This is a genomic window from Empedobacter brevis NBRC 14943 = ATCC 43319, assembly GCF_000382425.1.
GTDB classification, from domain to species: Bacteria; Bacteroidota; Bacteroidia; order Flavobacteriales; family Weeksellaceae; genus Empedobacter; species Empedobacter brevis.
Genome location: NZ_KB908292.1, coordinates 242,796 through 260,282 on the forward strand (window position 1 = coordinate 242,796; position 17,487 = coordinate 260,282).

A 17,487-nucleotide genomic window follows, 5' to 3' on the forward strand; every position below is an offset into this window, starting at 1 on the left:
CATAATTAATTCAGTTTGAAAGAGATTTCTTGTAATTCATCCAATTCTTTTAACAAATCTCGGCAAATATTAATTTTGATTTTATTGGCCGGTAAATCCAAATTATTCAAATAATCTTTTGAATCAATCAATTGTATTTTCAACTGTTTATCGCCTTGATATTTGAACATAATATCGGACAATTTACTCAATGTTTCTTCCGAAAATTTTGGTACTTCAATTTTTACCGTCATTTTTTCGGCTTGCTTTTCAACAATTTCATTTAACAGTAAAATATTTGTAATATTCTTGTATACACGCCCTTGCGTAACATTTCCTTCTTTGTCTTTGAACTCCTTTTTCGAGATATTCAATTTCAGATTCAAGAACATGTTTTCCTGCATATAATGTCTATATTTCAAATAATCCCCTCCAAAAACCATGATATCCATCGAATCTGTGTAATCGCTAAATGTAAAAATACCAAACTCATTTCCATTTTTTGCAATCCGGTGTTGAATATTTGACATCATTCCGCAAATCGACACTTCTTTGTTTACAAAGTTATCTTCGTTCACATTAATATCTGAAATACTACAATTTGAAGCCATTTTCATCTCATGTTTAAAATCATCTAACGGATGCGAAGAAATATAAATTCCAACGACTTCTTTCTCCTTCGAAAGACGTTGCAACATATTCCATTTTTCACAATCCGGCAGCATCGGAACTACATCTTCTACAACAGAATCCCCTCCAAAATCTCCAAATAAAGAAGTCTGAGATGAATTTTTCTGCTCTTGGTAACTTGCTCCGTATTTGATTAACTTCTCTAAATTAGTTGTTGTATTTTCGATGAAAAAATAACGTCCTCGATGGAATTCAAATGAATCAAAACCTCCCGCCAGAACTAAATTTTCAATCGTTTTCTTGTTCACGGTTCTTAGTTCAACACGTTTCACAAAATCATAAATATCTTTGAACGGACCATTTTCTTCTCGTTCCGTAATGATTGAATTTACAGCTGCCTGTCCAACTCCTTTCACCGCTCCCATTCCAAAACGAATTTCATAATTTTCATTTACGTTAAATTTTGTAATCGATTCGTTGATATCTGGTCCAAGAACGGCTAACCCCATTCGTTTACATTCTTCCATAAAGAATGTCACTTGCTTGATGTCGTTCATATTATTCGACAGCACTGCTGCCATATATTCAGCTGGATAATGCGCTTTTAAATATGCTGTTTGATAAGCTACCCATGCATAACACGTCGAGTGAGATTTATTGAAGGCATACGAAGCAAACGCCTCCCAGTCTGTCCAAATTTTTTCTAAAACTTTTGGATCATGTCCTTTTTCTGCCGCTTGTTCTACAAATTTTGGTTTCATTTTATCCAAAACCGCTTTTTGCTTTTTCCCCATCGCTTTACGCAAAACGTCGGCATCACCTTTTGAAAAACCTGCCAATTTTTGGGAAAGTAGCATTACTTGCTCCTGATAAACCGTAATTCCATAGGTTTCTGACAAATATTCTTCCATTGCCTCCAAATCGTATGTAATAGGTTCCTCTCCATTTTTACGACGGACGAAAGACGGAATATATTCAATTGGTCCCGGGCGGTAAAGTGCATTCATCGCAATTAAATCGGCAAAAACTGTCGGGCGTAAATCCTTCATGTATTTTTGCATTCCAGGTGATTCGTATTGAAAAACCCCAACCGTCTCCCCTCTCTGGAAAAGCTCGTACGTTTTTTCGTCATCTATCGGAATTTCGTCCGGATCAATCACAATTCCTGTTCTTGCTTTTACCAATTTGATAGTATCTTTAATCAAAGTTAACGTCTTCAATCCCAAGAAATCCATCTTCAATAATCCGGCGCTCTCAGCAACCGAGTTATCAAACTGTGTTACATATAAATCTGAATCTTTTGCCGTTGTGACAGGTACGAAATTGGTGATATCATCTGGTGTGATAATTACTCCACAGGCATGAATCCCTGTATTCCGAACTGAGCCTTCTAATATTTTTGCCTGCTGAATTGTTTCCGCTGCCAAATCATCTCCATTTGATAGACGTTTCAACTCATTAACTGCTTCTAATTCTTCAGGTCTTAAAGCACCTTTTAAAGCACTGTCATCTAAATTAAAGATTTTAGACAACTTCATATTTGGAATCAACCCTGCAACACGATTGGCATCAAATAAAGGCAAATCTAACACACGAGCAGTATCTTTTATTGAAGATTTCGCCGCCATCGTACCATAAGTAATGATTTGTGCTACCTGATTTGCGCCATATTTATCAATCACATAATCCATAACCAACGAACGTCCTTCATCATCAAAATCAATATCAATATCGGGCATGGAAACACGGTCCGGATTTAGAAAACGCTCAAAAAGTAAATCGTATTGAATAGGATCTAAATTGGTAATCCATAAACAATAAGCTACAGCAGAACCAGCTGCTGATCCACGGCCAGGACCTACAGAAACACCCATATTACGGGCTGCAGCAATGAAATCTTGTACAATCAGGAAGTAACCGGGGTAGCCTGTTTTTTCGATGGTTGCCAATTCAAAATCGATGCGCTCTTTAATTTCATCCGTTAATTCAACATACCGTTTTTTAGCACCTTCATAAGTTAAATGTTTCAAGTAAGCATTTTCACCTCTTTTTCCTCCATCAATATCATCTTCAGCGTGATGAAATTCTTCCGGAATATCAAATTTTGGAAGTAATACATCTCGATAAAGCGTATATTCATCAATCTTGTCTATAATTTCTTGAATATTAATAATTGCTTCCGGAACATCTTGAAACAATTGTTTCATTTCCGCTTCAGACTTAAAATAATATTCCTGATTTGGTAAACCGAATCGGAATCCGCGACCACGACCTATTGGAGTCGATTGTTTTTCTGCATCACGGACACACAACAAAATATCGTGCGCATTCGAATCGTCTTGATTGATGTAATACGTATTATTTGTCGCTACAACTTTTACATTGTGTTTCTTCGCAAAAGCCAATAAAGTTTGATTAACGCGATCTTCATCTTCTTGGCCATGTCGCATTAATTCAATGTAAAAATCATCGCCGAACTGCTCTTTCCACCAAAGCAGAGCTTCTTCAGCTTGTTTTTCACCAAGATTTAAAATCTTATTTGGAACTTCACCTTGTAAATTTCCTGATAAGACAATTAAATCGTCTTTATATTTTTCGATAATCGTTTTATCAATTCGAGGGACATAGTAAAAACCATCTGTATAAGCCTTCGATGCCATTTTCGCTAAATGATGATAACCATTTTTATTCTTTGCCAAAATGACAATTTGATACCCATTGTCTTTTTTCGATTTATCTAAATGATTTTCGCAGACAAAGAATTCAGAACCAATAATCGGCTTAATTTCAATTTCTGTTGGTTCTTTTCCTTCAGCAATTAATTCTTCATTTTTTGCTTTTGCCGCGTTATTATGATTCTGTACTTCTGCATTAAAATGAAATGCACACATCATATTTCCATGATCTGTAATGGCTACAGCAGGCATTTTATTTTTAGAGGCAGCTGAAACCAAATCTCTTACAGAAATGGTTGATTGTAAAATAGAAAACTGTGTATGATTGTGTAAATGTGCAAATTTTGCTTTTTCAAATTGTTCTAAAACTTCTTCCGAAATTTCAATCACCTCATCATTTCCTTCTTCTTTCGCTTTTGCCTTTGCTATAGCCTCAGAAGCTTTTTTTAGATTAATGTGGTTAAGTCCAACCGGCTGAATATTGGTTTGATTGATTTCATTGAATCGAACAAAATAATCATCTTCCACTTCTAATTCAGCTTTTGTAAAAATTCCTTTCCGAATCAATTCGAAAAAACAACGTGTCGTTGCTTCCACGTCGGCTGTCGCATTATGCGCTTCACCAAACGGAACACCAAATAAATACTGATGCAACTCTGTTAAAGTAGGCAATTTGTAACGACCACCACGACCACCGGGTAGTTTTAACAATTCTGCCGTCACTTCGGTGCAGGTATCCAAAACAGGTTTTTCTGCCAAATTATTCGTATAATTCATTCGATAAAATTCGGCTCCCATAATGTTGATATCGAAACCTAAATTTTGTCCAACAATAAATTTAGCTTTTCCTAAAACTTCATTGAATTTATCTAAAACTTCTTTCAGCGGAACACCTTTTTCGGTTGCTAAATCTGTCGAAATTCCATGAATACGTTCAGAATCGTATGGAATATCAAAACCATCGGGACGAACCAAATAATCCTGATGTTCAACAATTTGCCCCATTTCATCGTGTAATTGCCAAGCAATTTGTATACATCGCGGCCAATTGTCGGAATCAGAAATAGGCGCGTTCCAATCTTTCGGAAGACCAGTTGTCTCTGTATCGTATATTAAGTACATTGAGTTTTCGTTTGAAGCTGTAAATTTACAAAATCTTAACTGAAGATTTTCTTAAGATACGTTAAGAAGTTTTTTAATATATTTGAGTAAATCTAAGTAAATATCTATGCGTAACTATATACTAATTTTTCTTTTTCACTTATCTTTTTACTCTTTTTCACAAAATTATATATATAAAGGTCAAGAAAGATATTTAGCAACCCCTAGTTGGACTTATTCTGTTAATAATGAGTTTAGAAGTTATATAGATCTTCAAGTTGCAAAAAAAAATCATGGAGGCTATTTGATGATATCTTATTACGAAAGTAATTTCTATGGATTCCCTAATTTTGATATTTATTTATATTTAGAAGATGGTTCTGTAATTAAATGCCTTAATAGAAATATTAATGATTATGTCGATAAAAAAATTTTTAAGATGTTTCAATTGACATCTACTGAAATCGATAAATTAAAAATATCCAGAATTAAAACAGTAAGATTTGGAAACAAAACAGCTGAAAATTACGATTATGTTAAATCTCTAATTTCTAATACAAATTATTCAGAAACAGAAAAAGATATATATAAACTTTTCGAAAACTAAAAAAGATGAACTTAATTCAGTTCATCTTTTTCTAAAATTTCTTCTGTTTCAAAACTCATTTTAAGTTTGATGAGTTCATCTTTTATGTTTTCTAACCGCTTTACAACATCTATTTCATCTGTTGTATTAGCGATTCCTTTTTTACCTATCGCCTGCTTAGCTCCCTCTAATGTATATCCTTTTATTTTGACCAAATAGTAGATGTTCTTAAAACAATCTATATCATTTTTGGTAAATAATCGATTTCCTTTTTTATTCTTTTTGGGTTGAATAATTTCAAATTCTTTTTCCCAAAAACGAATCAATGATGCATTTACATCAAAAGCTTTGGCGACTTCGCCAATCGAGTAATATAGTTTATCAGGAAGGTCTGCGTTCATTATCAGCGTTTAATCCAAAGATAATGACAATTTTTTAGAATTTTGATAGATTTTAATGAAATCGTCCGGATCGACATCATCATAGAAATACATAATCGGATCTACCGGTTCTCCGTTCTTATGAATTTCATAATGTAAATGCGCTCCTGTTGATAATCCTGTTGATCCGACATACCCGATTACATCTCCTCTTTTTACTTTTTGTCCATTGCGAACTTTGGCACGGGACATATGTGCATATAAGCTTTCGTATCCATTTCCGTGTTTTAAAACCACCATATTTCCATAACCGGAATTAAATTCTGACACTTTAACTGTTCCGTCTCCGGTTGCATAAATAGGCGTTCCTGTACTTGCTGCAAAATCCAATCCTTTGTGCATTTTGTTTACCTTCAGAATTGGATGAAAACGAGAACCATAACCGGATGCTAATCGACTTACATATTTATCAGCAACAGGTTTTAAAACCGGCATTGATGATAAATGAGCATCTTTAACTCCTGCAGAACGAAAGACTTCGTCTAAAGACTTTGATTCAGTTTCAATTTTAGCAATTAACTTTTCAATATCTTCTGCCGTATAATTGTCAATCTCCTGGTTGACAGAATCAATATTTTCGTTTACGCGCATATCATAAATTGTACGGTAAATATTGCGGTCTTTCTCTTCAATTTCTGTTAAAGCATCTTCAACTTCTTTGAATTTTTTATGTAACTCTTGGTTCTCATTCTCCATTCTTTCCAACTCTGCTAATAATTTGCTTTCGTTGTTTTTGAATTTTCCTGCTTTTGAAGCATACTCAGAATCATTGAAATGATATCCAATCATTCCTGCTGAGATTGTCGATAAACATAAAAATAATAAAACATACAATGCTGTTTTAGGTGTTTTCTGGACTCTTTTCTTCATCCAACTCATCAAAAATTTTGCAGAATTATACTTATAGTTTTTATTTTCCATTACTTAACCAACCTTTTATTATCTTTGTAAAACGTTTGCAAAGTAACAAATATTGTATGAGCAAACATGTTAATCAAATGATAAAAATAATTTAATTAAATGAAATCCAAAGATATAAGAAAAGAATTTCTGCATTTTTTTGAAACAAAAGGACACTTAATTGTAGACTCAGCACCTATTGTTTTAAAAGATGACCCGACATTAATGTTCAATAATTCGGGGATGGCACAATTCAAAGAATTCTTTTTAGGAAATGGTACTCCAAAAAGTAATCGTATCGCGGATACACAAAAATGTCTTCGTGTTTCTGGTAAGCATAATGATTTGGATGATGTAGGAAAAGATACTTACCACCACACGATGTTCGAAATGTTAGGAAACTGGTCTTTTGGCGATTATTTCAAAAAAGAAGCAATTGCCTGGGCGTGGGAACTACTAACAGAAAAATACGGAATCTCTAAAGATCAAATTTATGTAACGGTTTTTGAAGGTGATAAAGGTGACGGAACATCATTAGATGAAGAAGCGTTAGAACTTTGGAAACAACATATTGCAGAAGACAGAATTCTTTACGGAAATAAAAAAGATAATTTCTGGGAAATGGGTGATATAGGACCATGTGGACCATGTTCTGAAATTCACGTAGATATTCGTCCGGAGGCCGATCGTTTAGCTGTTGATGGTAAAACATTGGTTAATATGGATCATCCACAAGTTATCGAAATTTGGAACTTGGTATTTATGCAATACCAACGTAAAGCTGATGGTTCTTTAGAATCTCTACCAGCTCGCCACATCGATACAGGAATGGGATTTGAGCGTTTAGCAATGGTTTTACAAGGAAAATCATCTAATTATGATACAGATGTTTTTCAACCAACAATTCAAAAATTAGAAGAAATTTCTGGTGTAAAATATGGCGCAGCAGAAAAAACAGATATCGCGATTCGTGTTGTAGTTGACCATTTACGTGCAGTTTCTTTTGCAATTGCAGACGGACAATTACCATCAAACACAGGAGCAGGATATGTAATTCGTCGTATTTTACGTCGCGCAATTTCTTACGGATATCGTTTCTTAGGTCTTAAAGAACCTTTTATCTATAAATTATATCCAATCTTAAAAGCTGAAATGGGCGATTTCTTCCCGGAATTAGTGAAACAAGAAACAATTGTAACTGGCGTTATTCGTGAAGAAGAAGCTTCTTTCTTACGTACAATTGAACAAGGATTAAATCGATTAAATCAAATCATCGAGCAGTTAGGAGATTCTAAAATGGTTCCCGGTGATGTTGTATTCGAACTGTACGATACTTTCGGGTTCCCGGCAGATTTATCTCGCATCGTTGCAGAAGATCACGGTTTCACAATTGATGAAGCTGGTTTTGAAGCTGAAATGGCGAAACAAAAAGAACGTTCGAAAAAAGCAACTGCTTTGGTAACGGATGACTGGGTTATTTTAGATGACAAAGGAAACGAAACGTCTATCGCTTATGATCACACAGAAGCTGAAGTTAACATTACGCGTTACAGAAAAGTAAAAAATAAAAAAGGAGAATTTTTCCAATTAGTATTCAACCAAACCCCATTCTATGCAGAATCTGGAGGACAAATTGGTGATACAGGATCTATTTCTACTTTGAATGAAACAATAGAAGTTGTTGATACGAAAAAAGAAAACAACTTAGTAATTCATTTTGTTGAAACTTTACCAGAAAATGTAAACGCTATATTCAATGCTAAAGTTGATACAGAAAAACGTAACGAGACAACGAAAAATCACTCTGCAACACACTTAATGCACGAAGCTTTACGCGAAGTTTTAGGACCTCACGTAGAACAAAAAGGTTCGTATGTTGGGGATGATTATTTACGTTTTGACTTTTCTCATTTCTCTAAAATGACAGATGAAGAATTGGCAATTGTTGAGCAAAAAGTAAATGATAAAATTGCCGAAGCTTTACCTTTAATCGAAAAAAGAGATTGTGAGATGAACGAAGCTATAGCTGAAGGTGCAATGGCACTTTTCGGTGAAAAATATGGTGACAAAGTTCGTGTCATTCGTTTTGGATCTTCTGTTGAATTATGTGGTGGTACACATGTAAAAAATACAGCTGATATTCGTTTATTCAGAATTTTATCTGAATCTTCTACTGCTGCAGGAATCCGCCGTATCGAAGCAATTACTTCAAACAAAGCGATTGAAGCCTATAAAGATGCAGAGAAAAACTACAATGACGTTTTAGCTGCTCTTAAAACGAAAAATGATGCGGTAAAAGCTGTTCAACATTTATTGGATGAAAATGCTGAATTGAAGAAACAATTAGAATCATTCGTTGCTCAACAGGCTGCTGCAGAAAAAGCAACATGGAAAGCAGCAATCAAAGAAGTTAACGGGATTAATTTCTTAGCTGTAAAAACGAATTTAGATACCAATGCCGCAAAACAAAATGCAATCGATTTGACAAAAGAAATCGAGAATGCGTTTATCGTTGTAGGAACAAATGATGCTGTAAAACCATCGATTACAATTTCTATCGCGAAAAACTTAGTGGATGAAAAAGGTTACAACGCCGGGCAGATTGTGAAAGAGATCGCCAAACATATCAACGGTGGCGGAGGAGGGCAACCTTTCTTAGCTACTGCAGGTGGTAAAGAGGTTTCCGGATTAGACACAGCGCTTAAACAAGCAGAAGATTTTGTAAAATAATCTTTTCAGAAAATAAACTCAAAAAGCGTCTTGAATTCAAGGCGCTTTTTTTATTTTTATCTCACTGTATTGAATTAACACATTAACTAGATTTAATTTTGAAAGACATCAAATTATTGATTGCCATAAGTATCGTTGCCATTGTTTGGGGAACGACTTTTCTTGGAATTCGAGTAGCTGTCGAAACAATTCCGGGATGGTTTGTCGCAGGAATTCGCCAATTTATTGCTGGCATTATCATGTTTATTTTACTTCTTTATAAAAAAGAATTAAAATGGATCGGCTGGAAAAATTTGTCTTATCAGCTTATTTTTTCTTCTTTAATGCTAATTGCCGCAAACGGTTTAACAACAGTTGCTGAAGAAAATTTATCAAGTAGTCTGGCTGCCTTAATTAGCGCTACTTCTCCTATTCTCGTTTTTTTAGGAAGTATTTTTATTGGTCTTCAAAAATTTAGTTTCAAAGGGTTAATTGGTGTCTTGATGTGTTTTTGTGGAGTTTTATTTATTTTTTGGGATGGATTACAAGAATTAGCAAATCCCGAATTTAGAACAGGAATTCTTCTTCTTTTTTGCGCCATAACAGGTTGGGCTACCGGAACAATTTTTACTAAAAAAATGAATATTCAATCCAAAAATATTTCTCTCAATCTTTTTTATCAATTTATATTCGCCGGAATTATTCAAATTATTTTTGCTTTCATCTTTAGTGACAATTATAACTTTGGAAATTGGAGTACAAAAAGTATTTCAGCGATGCTTTATTTAGCTGTTTTTGGTTCTGTTATTACCTTTTTCTCCTTTCATTATGCTTTAACCAAGATCTCTCCGATACAAGTTTCAATTTTATCCTATTTCAATACAATTATCGCGATTGTCTTAGGTTGGTTAATATTAGATGAAGAAATTTCGAAAAAATTCATAGTAGCAACCATTCTTATTATTTGTGGCGTTTTTATTACAAATTATAAACCGGAAATATTTAAGAAAAAGTAAACTTATCCGTTGTATGAAACTTAATGGTTATTCTTAATAATTATTTTTATTATCATACTCTTTTAAAATATCATAAAAGTCCTCCTTCGAAATTCCATTCTTAGAGTTTAATTTTATATCGATTATAAAATCCATCTTATTTCTCTTCTGATTTGATATTGTATCAGCTATATGATTGATAGAAAATTGTGACACCTGTATTTTATAAATTTTACTACCAACAGAATCAACAAAAAAATTTTGATTATCTAAATTATTGTAGTCATAATATTCTATGGTTACATCATAATTATTGGTAGTTTTTACATACGGCTTTTCAAAATAACTAATACAAAAGGGAATTATAGTTGCTAATATATTCCAAATTATATGTGAAAAAATAGCAGAAATAAAATTGAATTTAACTCTTAAGAAAGTATACAGATACCCCCCTATAATTTGGCTTCCTACCAAAATAGGAGATAATAATATTAATTTTAAATCAATATTTCCGTAATTCGAAAGGTGTACTATTCCAAAAATAAAAGGAATTAGATAAACTATATATGGAAATATTTTATTCCAAATAGATCTTTTAATAAAAAGGGAATAAAACGTATTAAATCTTAATGGCAACCTAAAAATTAATTCCTCAATAACAGGTATTATAAAAGCCGTTATTATTATTGTATGAATAAAGGTATTATCTTTGTATTCAATTTTTGAAAAATCTTCTGGTAAAAATTTTTGCTCACTTATATAATATAAAAATGGAAATATTATTATAAAAATTACTAACTCTAACACTATCGTTAGTCCAATAAATTTAGTATTTTTTAACAATGTCCCTCCTAAATATTTACTATCCTTTGGTGTTTTGTAGAAATAAAATAATTCTCTTATATATTCTTTCATCTATCACTTGTATAAACTTCTATCATTTTTAATTTTAGAAGGTTTTTAATTTTAAGATTCGCTAATTCTGTTATATTCGCAATGTTATCGTATCTCGATTTATTCAAGTCGTATAAATTTATCACTCCTGATTGGTATGCAATGAAAGACATATCATAGACTTCTTTAGAATTAAGCACTTTTTCTTCAGAAATTTTCATTAATTCTATACCATTATTATACATAAGTATTTCATTCATGATTAACTTATAAAGATTATTTTCTTCATTTAGTAATACATTTTTTTGTTTTTCTTCATTTAAATTGGCTTGTAGTATAGAAGATTTCATTGAATACTCATTCAAAATAGGGATAGATATTCCAATTCCAATTCTATTCGTAAAATTATTTTTCCATTGGGTCAATAATGGGTCGTTTTTTATTAAAGTCTCTAAAGATCCTATATAATTACTTCCTATAGAATAAAACCCAAAAATTTTAGGTTTAAGCCTATTCTTAAGAAGTTTTGTTTCATACTGTATAGAAAAAAGATTATTTTTTTCAGCTAATAATGAGGGATAATCTGAGATCGTTTCTTTTATAGTTTCTTCTGTATATAAAATGTTACCAAACATAACATTTGATAAATCTTCTGAAAGTTCTATATTATGTATTTTGTAATCTTTCTGCAAAAAATTGATCAAATTAAAAATTGATAATTCTAAATTCATTCTTTTTTCGGCCAAATCAAAAATAGCTGAATTATATTCTTGTTTTACTTGATTTAATTCAAATTTCGTTATTACTCCTACCTTATACTTTTTTTGTGTTATATTAAATAAATCAATAATATTTTTAACATTATTATCTGAAATTTTCAGAATTTCATTATTTAACAAAGCTTCAAAATATAATTCGTTCAAACTAATAATAATCTTATTCTCTATATCTAATGATTTATAAATAGATGCATTATTGTCAAGTCTACTTTTCTCTTTTTTTATTTTAAGAGAATTATAATTATAAAGCAATACATTTGTCTCTAAACCAAACTCATTTTTATATTCAGAATACAATCTATTAAAATGTTCCTTGTGATTGTGATTCTCTGTGCCTGCTTCGTGAGAATTAACATCTGAATGGAAATATATTTCATCTAAATCATGATTATGTGAATATAAATTGTAATAATTATTAAAATAAGCATTTATATTTGGTATCCAATTTTTTTCAGCTTCTCTAATTTTTTCTTCTGACACTTTTATATCTATTCTAGAGTTTTTAATAATATAATTGTCGTTTTTTACTATATCAATACAATCTTGTAATGAAAGCCTAATTTTATTCTCTTGAGCACTTACATCAATTATTAATAGTAAAAAAAAAGAAAGTACTAATTTAAAATTTGTTTTTGCCACAATGAATAATATTTACCTTTAGCTTCAATTAGTTTATTATGATCCCCCTCTTCCATTAAACTCCCTTTTTCAATAACAATTATTTTATCAGAGTTCATAACTGTACTTAGTCTATGTGCAATTACTATTAAAGTTTTATTCTTATTTTTAAAATTTTGTAATGCTTTTTGTATAAAAATTTCTGATTCAGAATCTAATGAAGATGTGGCTTCATCTAATATTAAAACTTCTGGATCTTTATACAGAGCTCTTGCTATAGCAATTCTCTGTTTTTGTCCTCCTGATAAAAGAGCTCCATCCTCTCCTAAGTGTGTCTGAAACCCATTAGGTAGCTCCTCTATAAAATTTAATATACCAATGGATTTACTTATAGAAATAATTTTTTCCATATCAGGAAAATCTTCCCCTAATGCTATATTTTCAATTACGTTTCCTGAAAATAGGTTGATTTTTTGAGGAACAGTAGCAACAATTTTTCTTAAAGAATAATTTGAGATATAATTCAGATCATAATCTCCTATTAAAATTTTCCCCCCTTTTAATGGATATAAGTTTTGCAACAAATTAGAAATGGTACTTTTCCCTGATCCACTTTCTCCTACAATAGCAGTAATCTTACCTTTTTCAAAAGAGCATGAGAAATTTTCAAAAATTTCTTTTCTTGTTCCATACGAAAAGAAAATATTATCAATTTTTATATTTCCTATCCTATCAACAGTAATATCAAATTTTTCTGTTGCCTCTTCTCTTTCCAAATCCATAATCTCAAATAATCTATCAGAAGCTATTAATGCACTCTGAATTATTTTATTTGAATTAACTACTGAACTCATTGGTCCTGTCAAGAAGCCTATTAGAGTATAAAAAGACAACAACTCTCCTGCTGTAATTTCATTATTTATAACAAAAAAAGAACCAGACCATATAATTATTATAGTGAAAAATTTAGATACAAAATCTGTTGAATTGGTACTAAACAACGAATTTTTAACAGATTTATAAATAGTTGAAAGTAAATTAGAAAAAAGATTATCTGTTTTATTTTTTTGATAATTTTCTATGCCAAATTGTTTGATAGTTTTTATTGAATTTAAAGATTCTACCAACTGACTTTGTAAATCAGCTGCATTTTCCATCAACTCTCTTTCAACTTTTTTATTTAATTTATTCATTACTAAATAAATTATAAAATATAGTGGCAAAGTAATTAACATTATTAAGGCTAATTTCCAATGATAAGTAAACATCAAAGCAAAAGAAAATATAATAGTAAAAAAATTCACAAACAATTCAATAGATACGTCATTTATAAACGTTCTTATCTTTACTGCATCATTAATTCTTGATGTTATTTCTCCTATTTTCATTGTGTCAAAGAAACGCTGTGGTAGATCTAATAAATGTTTATAATAACCGAGTATTAAATGCTTATCAATCTTTTGCCCTGTTTCAAATATGTATATATCTTGTAAATACCCCATTAATATTTGAAAAAATAAAACGATTAGCATTCCTACTGATAATAGGTTTAATAATCTAGTATTCCCATCTATAAGTACATAATCTGTTATTTTTTGTATATATATAGAAGTTGATAAACCTAAGATAGTTATAACTATTGCTCCTAATAAACATTGAGTTAATATAGATTTATGTGGTTTTATTAAATTCCAAAACCTACTATAATTACTTTTCTTTTCATTTCTTTCTTCAAAATATTCATTCTTTTCCAATAAAATTAAAACTCCAGTCCATATTTTATTAAAATCTGAAAAGCTATCTTGAACTATTTCTCCATATTCAGGGTCCATGTAGATAACTTTATTTTTTTTTATTTCATATATGACTACATAATGGTGTAATACTTCATCCTTTATTACATGTGCTATTGCTGGTAATGGCACATGTAGTAAATTCTTTTCTTCAGTTTTTACTCCTTTTGCCTTAAACCCCATTTTTTCTAAACCTACAACTAGCCCTAAAGCATTTGTTCCTCTAGTATCAGTGTGGCATAGCTGTCTAATTTTAGCTATTGGTAAAAAAAGATTATAATATGCTCCTATTGAAGCTAAACACGCAGCACCACAATCTTTGAAATCATGCTGTTGTATTAAAATTTCTTTCTTCATTTTCCTAAATTCGGATTGAACCAGTCATCTACATTATCAAATAACAGTTGCCAAATAGTTCTATCTAACAAATAAAAACGAACATTTACAGTCATTCCCTTTTCAATATTAGCTTTATATCCATTCTTTAACTTTAAGAATTTTTTATCCATAGAGCAAAATACTATAAAGTATGGCTCATTAGTTTTTTCATCATACGTTATATTTTTTTGAATCTCTATTACTTTGCCTGATAACAATCCCCATTGATTATAATTATATGTGTCTACTTGTACTTTTATAGACTGTCCTTTCTTTATAAACCCTATATCTTTAGGAGAAACTCGCGCTTCTATTACCAAAGTACTTTCAGGAGATATAATTCCTACCTGTGTTCCTGTTGTAATATAATTTCCTACCTGTATTCCCGAATAGTTTATTAATCTACCATCATCAGGACTTTTAATGATGTAATTGTCAAGTTTTTTATTTGTTGTATTTACTTCTTTTCTATTCTCTCTAATTATTCTTTCTAACTCCCTTTTTTCAATTTGCCATGTAGCAATCTGCTCTTGTTTTATATTTCCTATTTGTCTCTTTAAGTTTTCAACTTTAAATGAATTTTTATCATATTCTGCTTGAGTATAAATACCAGCATCAAATAACTTTTTAACTCTTTCAAAATCTCTTGTTGCTAAATTAAGTTCCGATTCTATTTGTGCAATCTTCTCTCTATAAGCGCTAACTTGTTTTTGATAAACACCTGTATTCAAATCATTTAACACACCTTTAGATAAACTTATTAAATCCTTCAACTGAGAACTAAAGTCTGTATATTGAGTATTTTGAAATTGATTATATTCTTCTAATTGATCTGTATTAATTTCAATTATTGTATCACCTTTTTTAAAAAATTGATTATTTCTAATAACATTAGATTTAATTATTTTCCCTTCAACCATAGAAATAATAGGATTATTATTTTTTAAATCATTTACTATCCCATAAGATGTTGCAGATATGGGGACCTTAATAAACGGTAATGAACAAAAAACCAAAAGAAATAATACAACTATAGACGTATAAACATGTAAACCTCTCATTCTATTTTTTTCTTCTCTTTTCTTACTAGTAATAATATACCTATAAGTAACAGCGATAATAGTAAACGCGGTATAGATATAGGGAACTCAAATGAAAAAACTCTTAATGGCTCATAATTTTCTCCTAAATAAAAAAAAATATGAGGTAATATTAATACTAGTATTATATATATGTGTGTTTGTCTCATTTTAAAAAATAAAAGTAGGATAGAATCCTACTTTATTATAAATAGCTATATTATAAGGTTTTTAATCCCATAATTCATTCCAAGCATCTGTAATTTCATCAATTAGTAATGCATCTTTAATAGCTTTTCCTATTTTCTTACCAGTAGCTTTACATTTAGCACAACCTCCATCTATGTTTTGTAACTCCAATAATGTTAAATTTTTCATAGTTTGTCTATTTTTATTAATTACTAACCAAAAAGTCCATCATAAAGACCTTCCGCAAAATCTTTTACGTGATTCCAAGCTTTTTTCACTGCTTTTCCTGCACTTTTACAAGTTGCACAACCTCCGTTTACTTCTTGTAACTCTAATAATGTTAAATTTTTCATAGTTTTAATTCTTAATTATCCTTCATTCCACCCATCAATAAAATCATCAACATGAGATTTGGCTGCTCTCCATAGTTTTTTAGCTCCTTTAACTATTGCTCCTATTCTACCTCCTCCTTCAATCTCTCTTAACTCACTAATGTTAAGCTCTTTAAAATTTTCTAAATTCATAGTAATTATTTTTGATTTTTATTACGGTTACTAAATAACTGTTTTTTTCAATGAATAAATATTCCATTTCGAATAAAATATTTCTTAACGAAGAATAACACTATTATAGTTTATTGCATTGTAAATATTTTTATACTTTTGTGAAAAAACTACCTAAATTTTATGAATACAAATGATTTTGGCTTAAAAATAAAAGCCTTAAGAGACTCTACTAATACTTCTCAAGAAGATTTAGCATACGCTTTAAATATTTCGCAAAGTAAATTGTCTAAAATTGAAAGTGGAAAAGTAAAAAAAATAGATTTTATTTTAATGAATGAAATATGCAACTACTTTTCTGTTAACATTGAAGATATGATTTATAAAAGACCAAAAGAAATTATTTGGAATATAAGTAAATACATTAGTATAATATCATATTTTGATTATATCAATATTCTTTAAACTTAATTCCTATTAAAAAATAATCTCTAAAGAAATTCTTGTTTAGAGTATTACAGTGTATTTTGTTTTCAGGACACCCTGGAAAAATATTTGTTGTCTTGGAACTTAATACAATTATCGCGATTGTCTTAGGTTGGTTAATATTAGATGAAGAAATTTCGAAAAAATTCATAGTAGCAACCATTCTTATTATTTGTGGCGTTTTTATTACAAATTATAAACCGGAAATGTTTAAGAAAAGAATTATCTAAAATTTTTATAACGCACAAATTTTCATATTTTTAACAAAATTTAACAAACCTAAAATTATGATTGACTGGTATAAAAAAGCAGTTTTTAAAAACTATGCAAACTTTTCAGGAAGAGCAAGAAGAAGCGAATTTTGGTATTTCATTTTATGTAATTTTACAATTACTTTTTTATTATATGCTCTATTATTTGCACTTTTAGCAATTTCGGGAAATATTGAAGAAGAAAGAAATAGAAGTATAATGGCTTTATTTAGTGTATTAGCTTGGGGAATTATTCCTCTTTATTCTTTAGCCGTTTTTATACCTAATTTAGCCGTTTTTGTTAGACGTTTACACGATACAGGTAAAAGTGGTTGGACTTTGTTAGTTTATTTTATTCCTCTTGTCGGACTAATACTTCTTATTGTTTGGTTAGCTTCTGATAGTCAACCTGGCTCAAATAACTGGGGACCAAATCCAAAAGATTTAAATGATTCAATCAACCAAATTGGCTCAACAAACATTTAAAATAGATTTTAATCAA

General features: G+C 30.4%; 16 protein-coding genes. 6 read left to right on the forward strand and 10 right to left on the reverse strand.

Annotation, left to right across the window (positions count from 1 at the left end):
• Nucleotides 1-5: 5 nt before the first annotated feature.
• Nucleotides 6-4,406: a DNA polymerase III subunit alpha gene (dnaE, locus tag H277_RS0104385; protein WP_019974363.1), complete on the reverse strand. Its 4,401-nt coding sequence runs from the start codon at nucleotides 4,404-4,406 to the stop codon at nucleotides 6-8.
• 106 nt (nucleotides 4,407-4,512) lie between these two features.
• On the opposite strand from dnaE, the gene H277_RS0104390 reads away from it, so the two are divergent.
• Nucleotides 4,513-4,992 carry a hypothetical protein gene (locus tag H277_RS0104390; protein ID WP_019974364.1) on the forward strand — a complete coding sequence of 160 codons (480 nt, stop codon included), beginning with the start codon at nucleotides 4,513-4,515 and terminating at the stop codon, nucleotides 4,990-4,992.
• Nucleotides 4,993-5,003: 11 nt separating this feature from the next.
• Here H277_RS0104390 and H277_RS0104395 read toward each other — a convergent pair whose 3' ends face one another.
• Nucleotides 5,004-5,372 carry a MerR family transcriptional regulator gene (locus H277_RS0104395; protein WP_019974365.1) on the reverse strand — a complete coding sequence of 123 codons (369 nt, stop codon included), beginning with the start codon at nucleotides 5,370-5,372 and terminating at the stop codon, nucleotides 5,004-5,006.
• 9 nt (nucleotides 5,373-5,381) lie between these two features.
• Nucleotides 5,382-6,332, reverse strand: a complete 951-nt coding sequence (locus H277_RS0104400) for a M23 family metallopeptidase (RefSeq protein ID WP_019974366.1) — start codon at nucleotides 6,330-6,332, stop codon at nucleotides 5,382-5,384.
• Nucleotides 6,333-6,431: 99 nt separating this feature from the next.
• On the opposite strand from H277_RS0104400, the gene alaS reads away from it, so the two are divergent.
• Both alaS and H277_RS0104410 read left to right on the forward strand, forming a co-directional pair.
• Nucleotides 6,432-9,041, forward strand: coding sequence for an alanine--tRNA ligase (gene alaS, locus H277_RS0104405; RefSeq protein ID WP_019974367.1), 2,610 nt, complete (start codon nucleotides 6,432-6,434; stop codon nucleotides 9,039-9,041).
• Between the two features lie 98 nt (nucleotides 9,042-9,139).
• Complete coding sequence (locus H277_RS0104410; RefSeq protein WP_019974368.1) at nucleotides 9,140-10,036, forward strand: DMT family transporter; 897 nt, start codon at nucleotides 9,140-9,142, stop codon at nucleotides 10,034-10,036.
• 33 nt (nucleotides 10,037-10,069) lie between these two features.
• On the opposite strand, the gene H277_RS0104415 is transcribed toward H277_RS0104410, so the two are convergent.
• The 7 genes from H277_RS0104415 to H277_RS19940 form a co-directional block, all read right to left on the reverse strand.
• Nucleotides 10,070-10,930: a CPBP family intramembrane glutamic endopeptidase gene (locus H277_RS0104415; RefSeq protein WP_019974369.1), complete on the reverse strand. Its 861-nt coding sequence runs from the start codon at nucleotides 10,928-10,930 to the stop codon at nucleotides 10,070-10,072.
• Nucleotides 10,927-12,327 (reverse strand): TolC family protein, encoded by a 1,401-nt coding sequence (locus tag H277_RS0104420; protein WP_019974370.1) that lies wholly within the window; start codon nucleotides 12,325-12,327, stop codon nucleotides 10,927-10,929. Before H277_RS0104420 ends, H277_RS0104415 begins: the two co-directional genes overlap by 4 nt.
• A complete protein-coding gene (locus H277_RS0104425; RefSeq protein ID WP_019974371.1) occupies nucleotides 12,303-14,456 on the reverse strand; it encodes a peptidase domain-containing ABC transporter in 2,154 nt (717 codons plus the stop codon). Before H277_RS0104425 ends, H277_RS0104420 begins: the two co-directional genes overlap by 25 nt.
• Complete coding sequence (locus H277_RS0104430) at nucleotides 14,453-15,538, reverse strand: HlyD family secretion protein (RefSeq protein WP_019974372.1); 1,086 nt, start codon at nucleotides 15,536-15,538, stop codon at nucleotides 14,453-14,455. Before H277_RS0104430 ends, H277_RS0104425 begins: the two co-directional genes overlap by 4 nt.
• A 249-nt stretch (nucleotides 15,539-15,787) precedes the next feature.
• Nucleotides 15,788-15,934, reverse strand: a complete 147-nt coding sequence (locus H277_RS20145) for a hypothetical protein (protein WP_019974374.1) — start codon at nucleotides 15,932-15,934, stop codon at nucleotides 15,788-15,790.
• Between the two features lie 23 nt (nucleotides 15,935-15,957).
• Nucleotides 15,958-16,098 (reverse strand): hypothetical protein, encoded by a 141-nt coding sequence (locus H277_RS20150; RefSeq protein WP_019974375.1) that lies wholly within the window; start codon nucleotides 16,096-16,098, stop codon nucleotides 15,958-15,960.
• A 15-nt stretch (nucleotides 16,099-16,113) separates the two neighbouring features.
• Nucleotides 16,114-16,269, reverse strand: coding sequence for a bacteriocin (locus tag H277_RS19940; protein WP_019974376.1), 156 nt, complete (start codon nucleotides 16,267-16,269; stop codon nucleotides 16,114-16,116).
• A gap of 162 nt (nucleotides 16,270-16,431) precedes the next feature.
• Between H277_RS19940 and H277_RS18615 the strand changes: the two genes are divergently transcribed.
• The 3 genes from H277_RS18615 (at nucleotide 16,432) to H277_RS0104460 (ending at nucleotide 17,471) form a co-directional block, all read left to right on the forward strand.
• Nucleotides 16,432-16,713, forward strand: a complete 282-nt coding sequence (locus H277_RS18615) for a helix-turn-helix domain-containing protein (RefSeq protein ID WP_019974377.1) — start codon at nucleotides 16,432-16,434, stop codon at nucleotides 16,711-16,713.
• 62 nt (nucleotides 16,714-16,775) lie between these two features.
• Entirely contained in the window at nucleotides 16,776-16,964 is a 189-nt protein-coding gene (locus H277_RS19945) for an EamA family transporter (protein ID WP_262487688.1), read from the forward strand.
• Between the two features lie 57 nt (nucleotides 16,965-17,021).
• Entirely contained in the window at nucleotides 17,022-17,471 is a 450-nt protein-coding gene (locus H277_RS0104460; RefSeq protein WP_019974379.1) for a DUF805 domain-containing protein, read from the forward strand.
• The last annotated feature ends 16 nt before the right edge of the window (nucleotides 17,472-17,487 follow it).

Bases quoted from the DNA above. Each gene is read 5' to 3' on its own strand.
- dnaE (WP_019974363.1), bottom strand. From the start codon at position 4,406: ATGTACTTAATATACGATACAGAGACAACTGGTCTTCCGAAAGATTGG.
- H277_RS0104390 (WP_019974364.1), top strand. From the start codon at position 4,513: ATGCGTAACTATATACTAATTTTTCTTTTTCACTTATCTTTTTACTCT.
- H277_RS0104395 (WP_019974365.1), bottom strand. From the start codon at position 5,372: ATGAACGCAGACCTTCCTGATAAACTATATTACTCGATTGGCGAAGTC.
- H277_RS0104400 (WP_019974366.1), bottom strand. From the start codon at position 6,332: ATGGAAAATAAAAACTATAAGTATAATTCTGCAAAATTTTTGATGAGT.
- alaS (WP_019974367.1), top strand. From the start codon at position 6,432: ATGAAATCCAAAGATATAAGAAAAGAATTTCTGCATTTTTTTGAAACA.
- H277_RS0104415 (WP_019974369.1), bottom strand. From the start codon at position 10,930: ATGAAAGAATATATAAGAGAATTATTTTATTTCTACAAAACACCAAAG.
- H277_RS0104425 (WP_019974371.1), bottom strand. From the start codon at position 14,456: ATGAAGAAAGAAATTTTAATACAACAGCATGATTTCAAAGATTGTGGT.
- H277_RS0104430 (WP_019974372.1), bottom strand. From the start codon at position 15,538: ATGAGAGGTTTACATGTTTATACGTCTATAGTTGTATTATTTCTTTTG.
- H277_RS20145 (WP_019974374.1), bottom strand. From the start codon at position 15,934: ATGAAAAATTTAACATTATTGGAGTTACAAAACATAGATGGAGGTTGT.
- H277_RS20150 (WP_019974375.1), bottom strand. From the start codon at position 16,098: ATGAAAAATTTAACATTATTAGAGTTACAAGAAGTAAACGGAGGTTGT.
- H277_RS19940 (WP_019974376.1), bottom strand. From the start codon at position 16,269: ATGAATTTAGAAAATTTTAAAGAGCTTAACATTAGTGAGTTAAGAGAG.
- H277_RS18615 (WP_019974377.1), top strand. From the start codon at position 16,432: ATGAATACAAATGATTTTGGCTTAAAAATAAAAGCCTTAAGAGACTCT.
- H277_RS0104460 (WP_019974379.1), top strand. From the start codon at position 17,022: ATGATTGACTGGTATAAAAAAGCAGTTTTTAAAAACTATGCAAACTTT.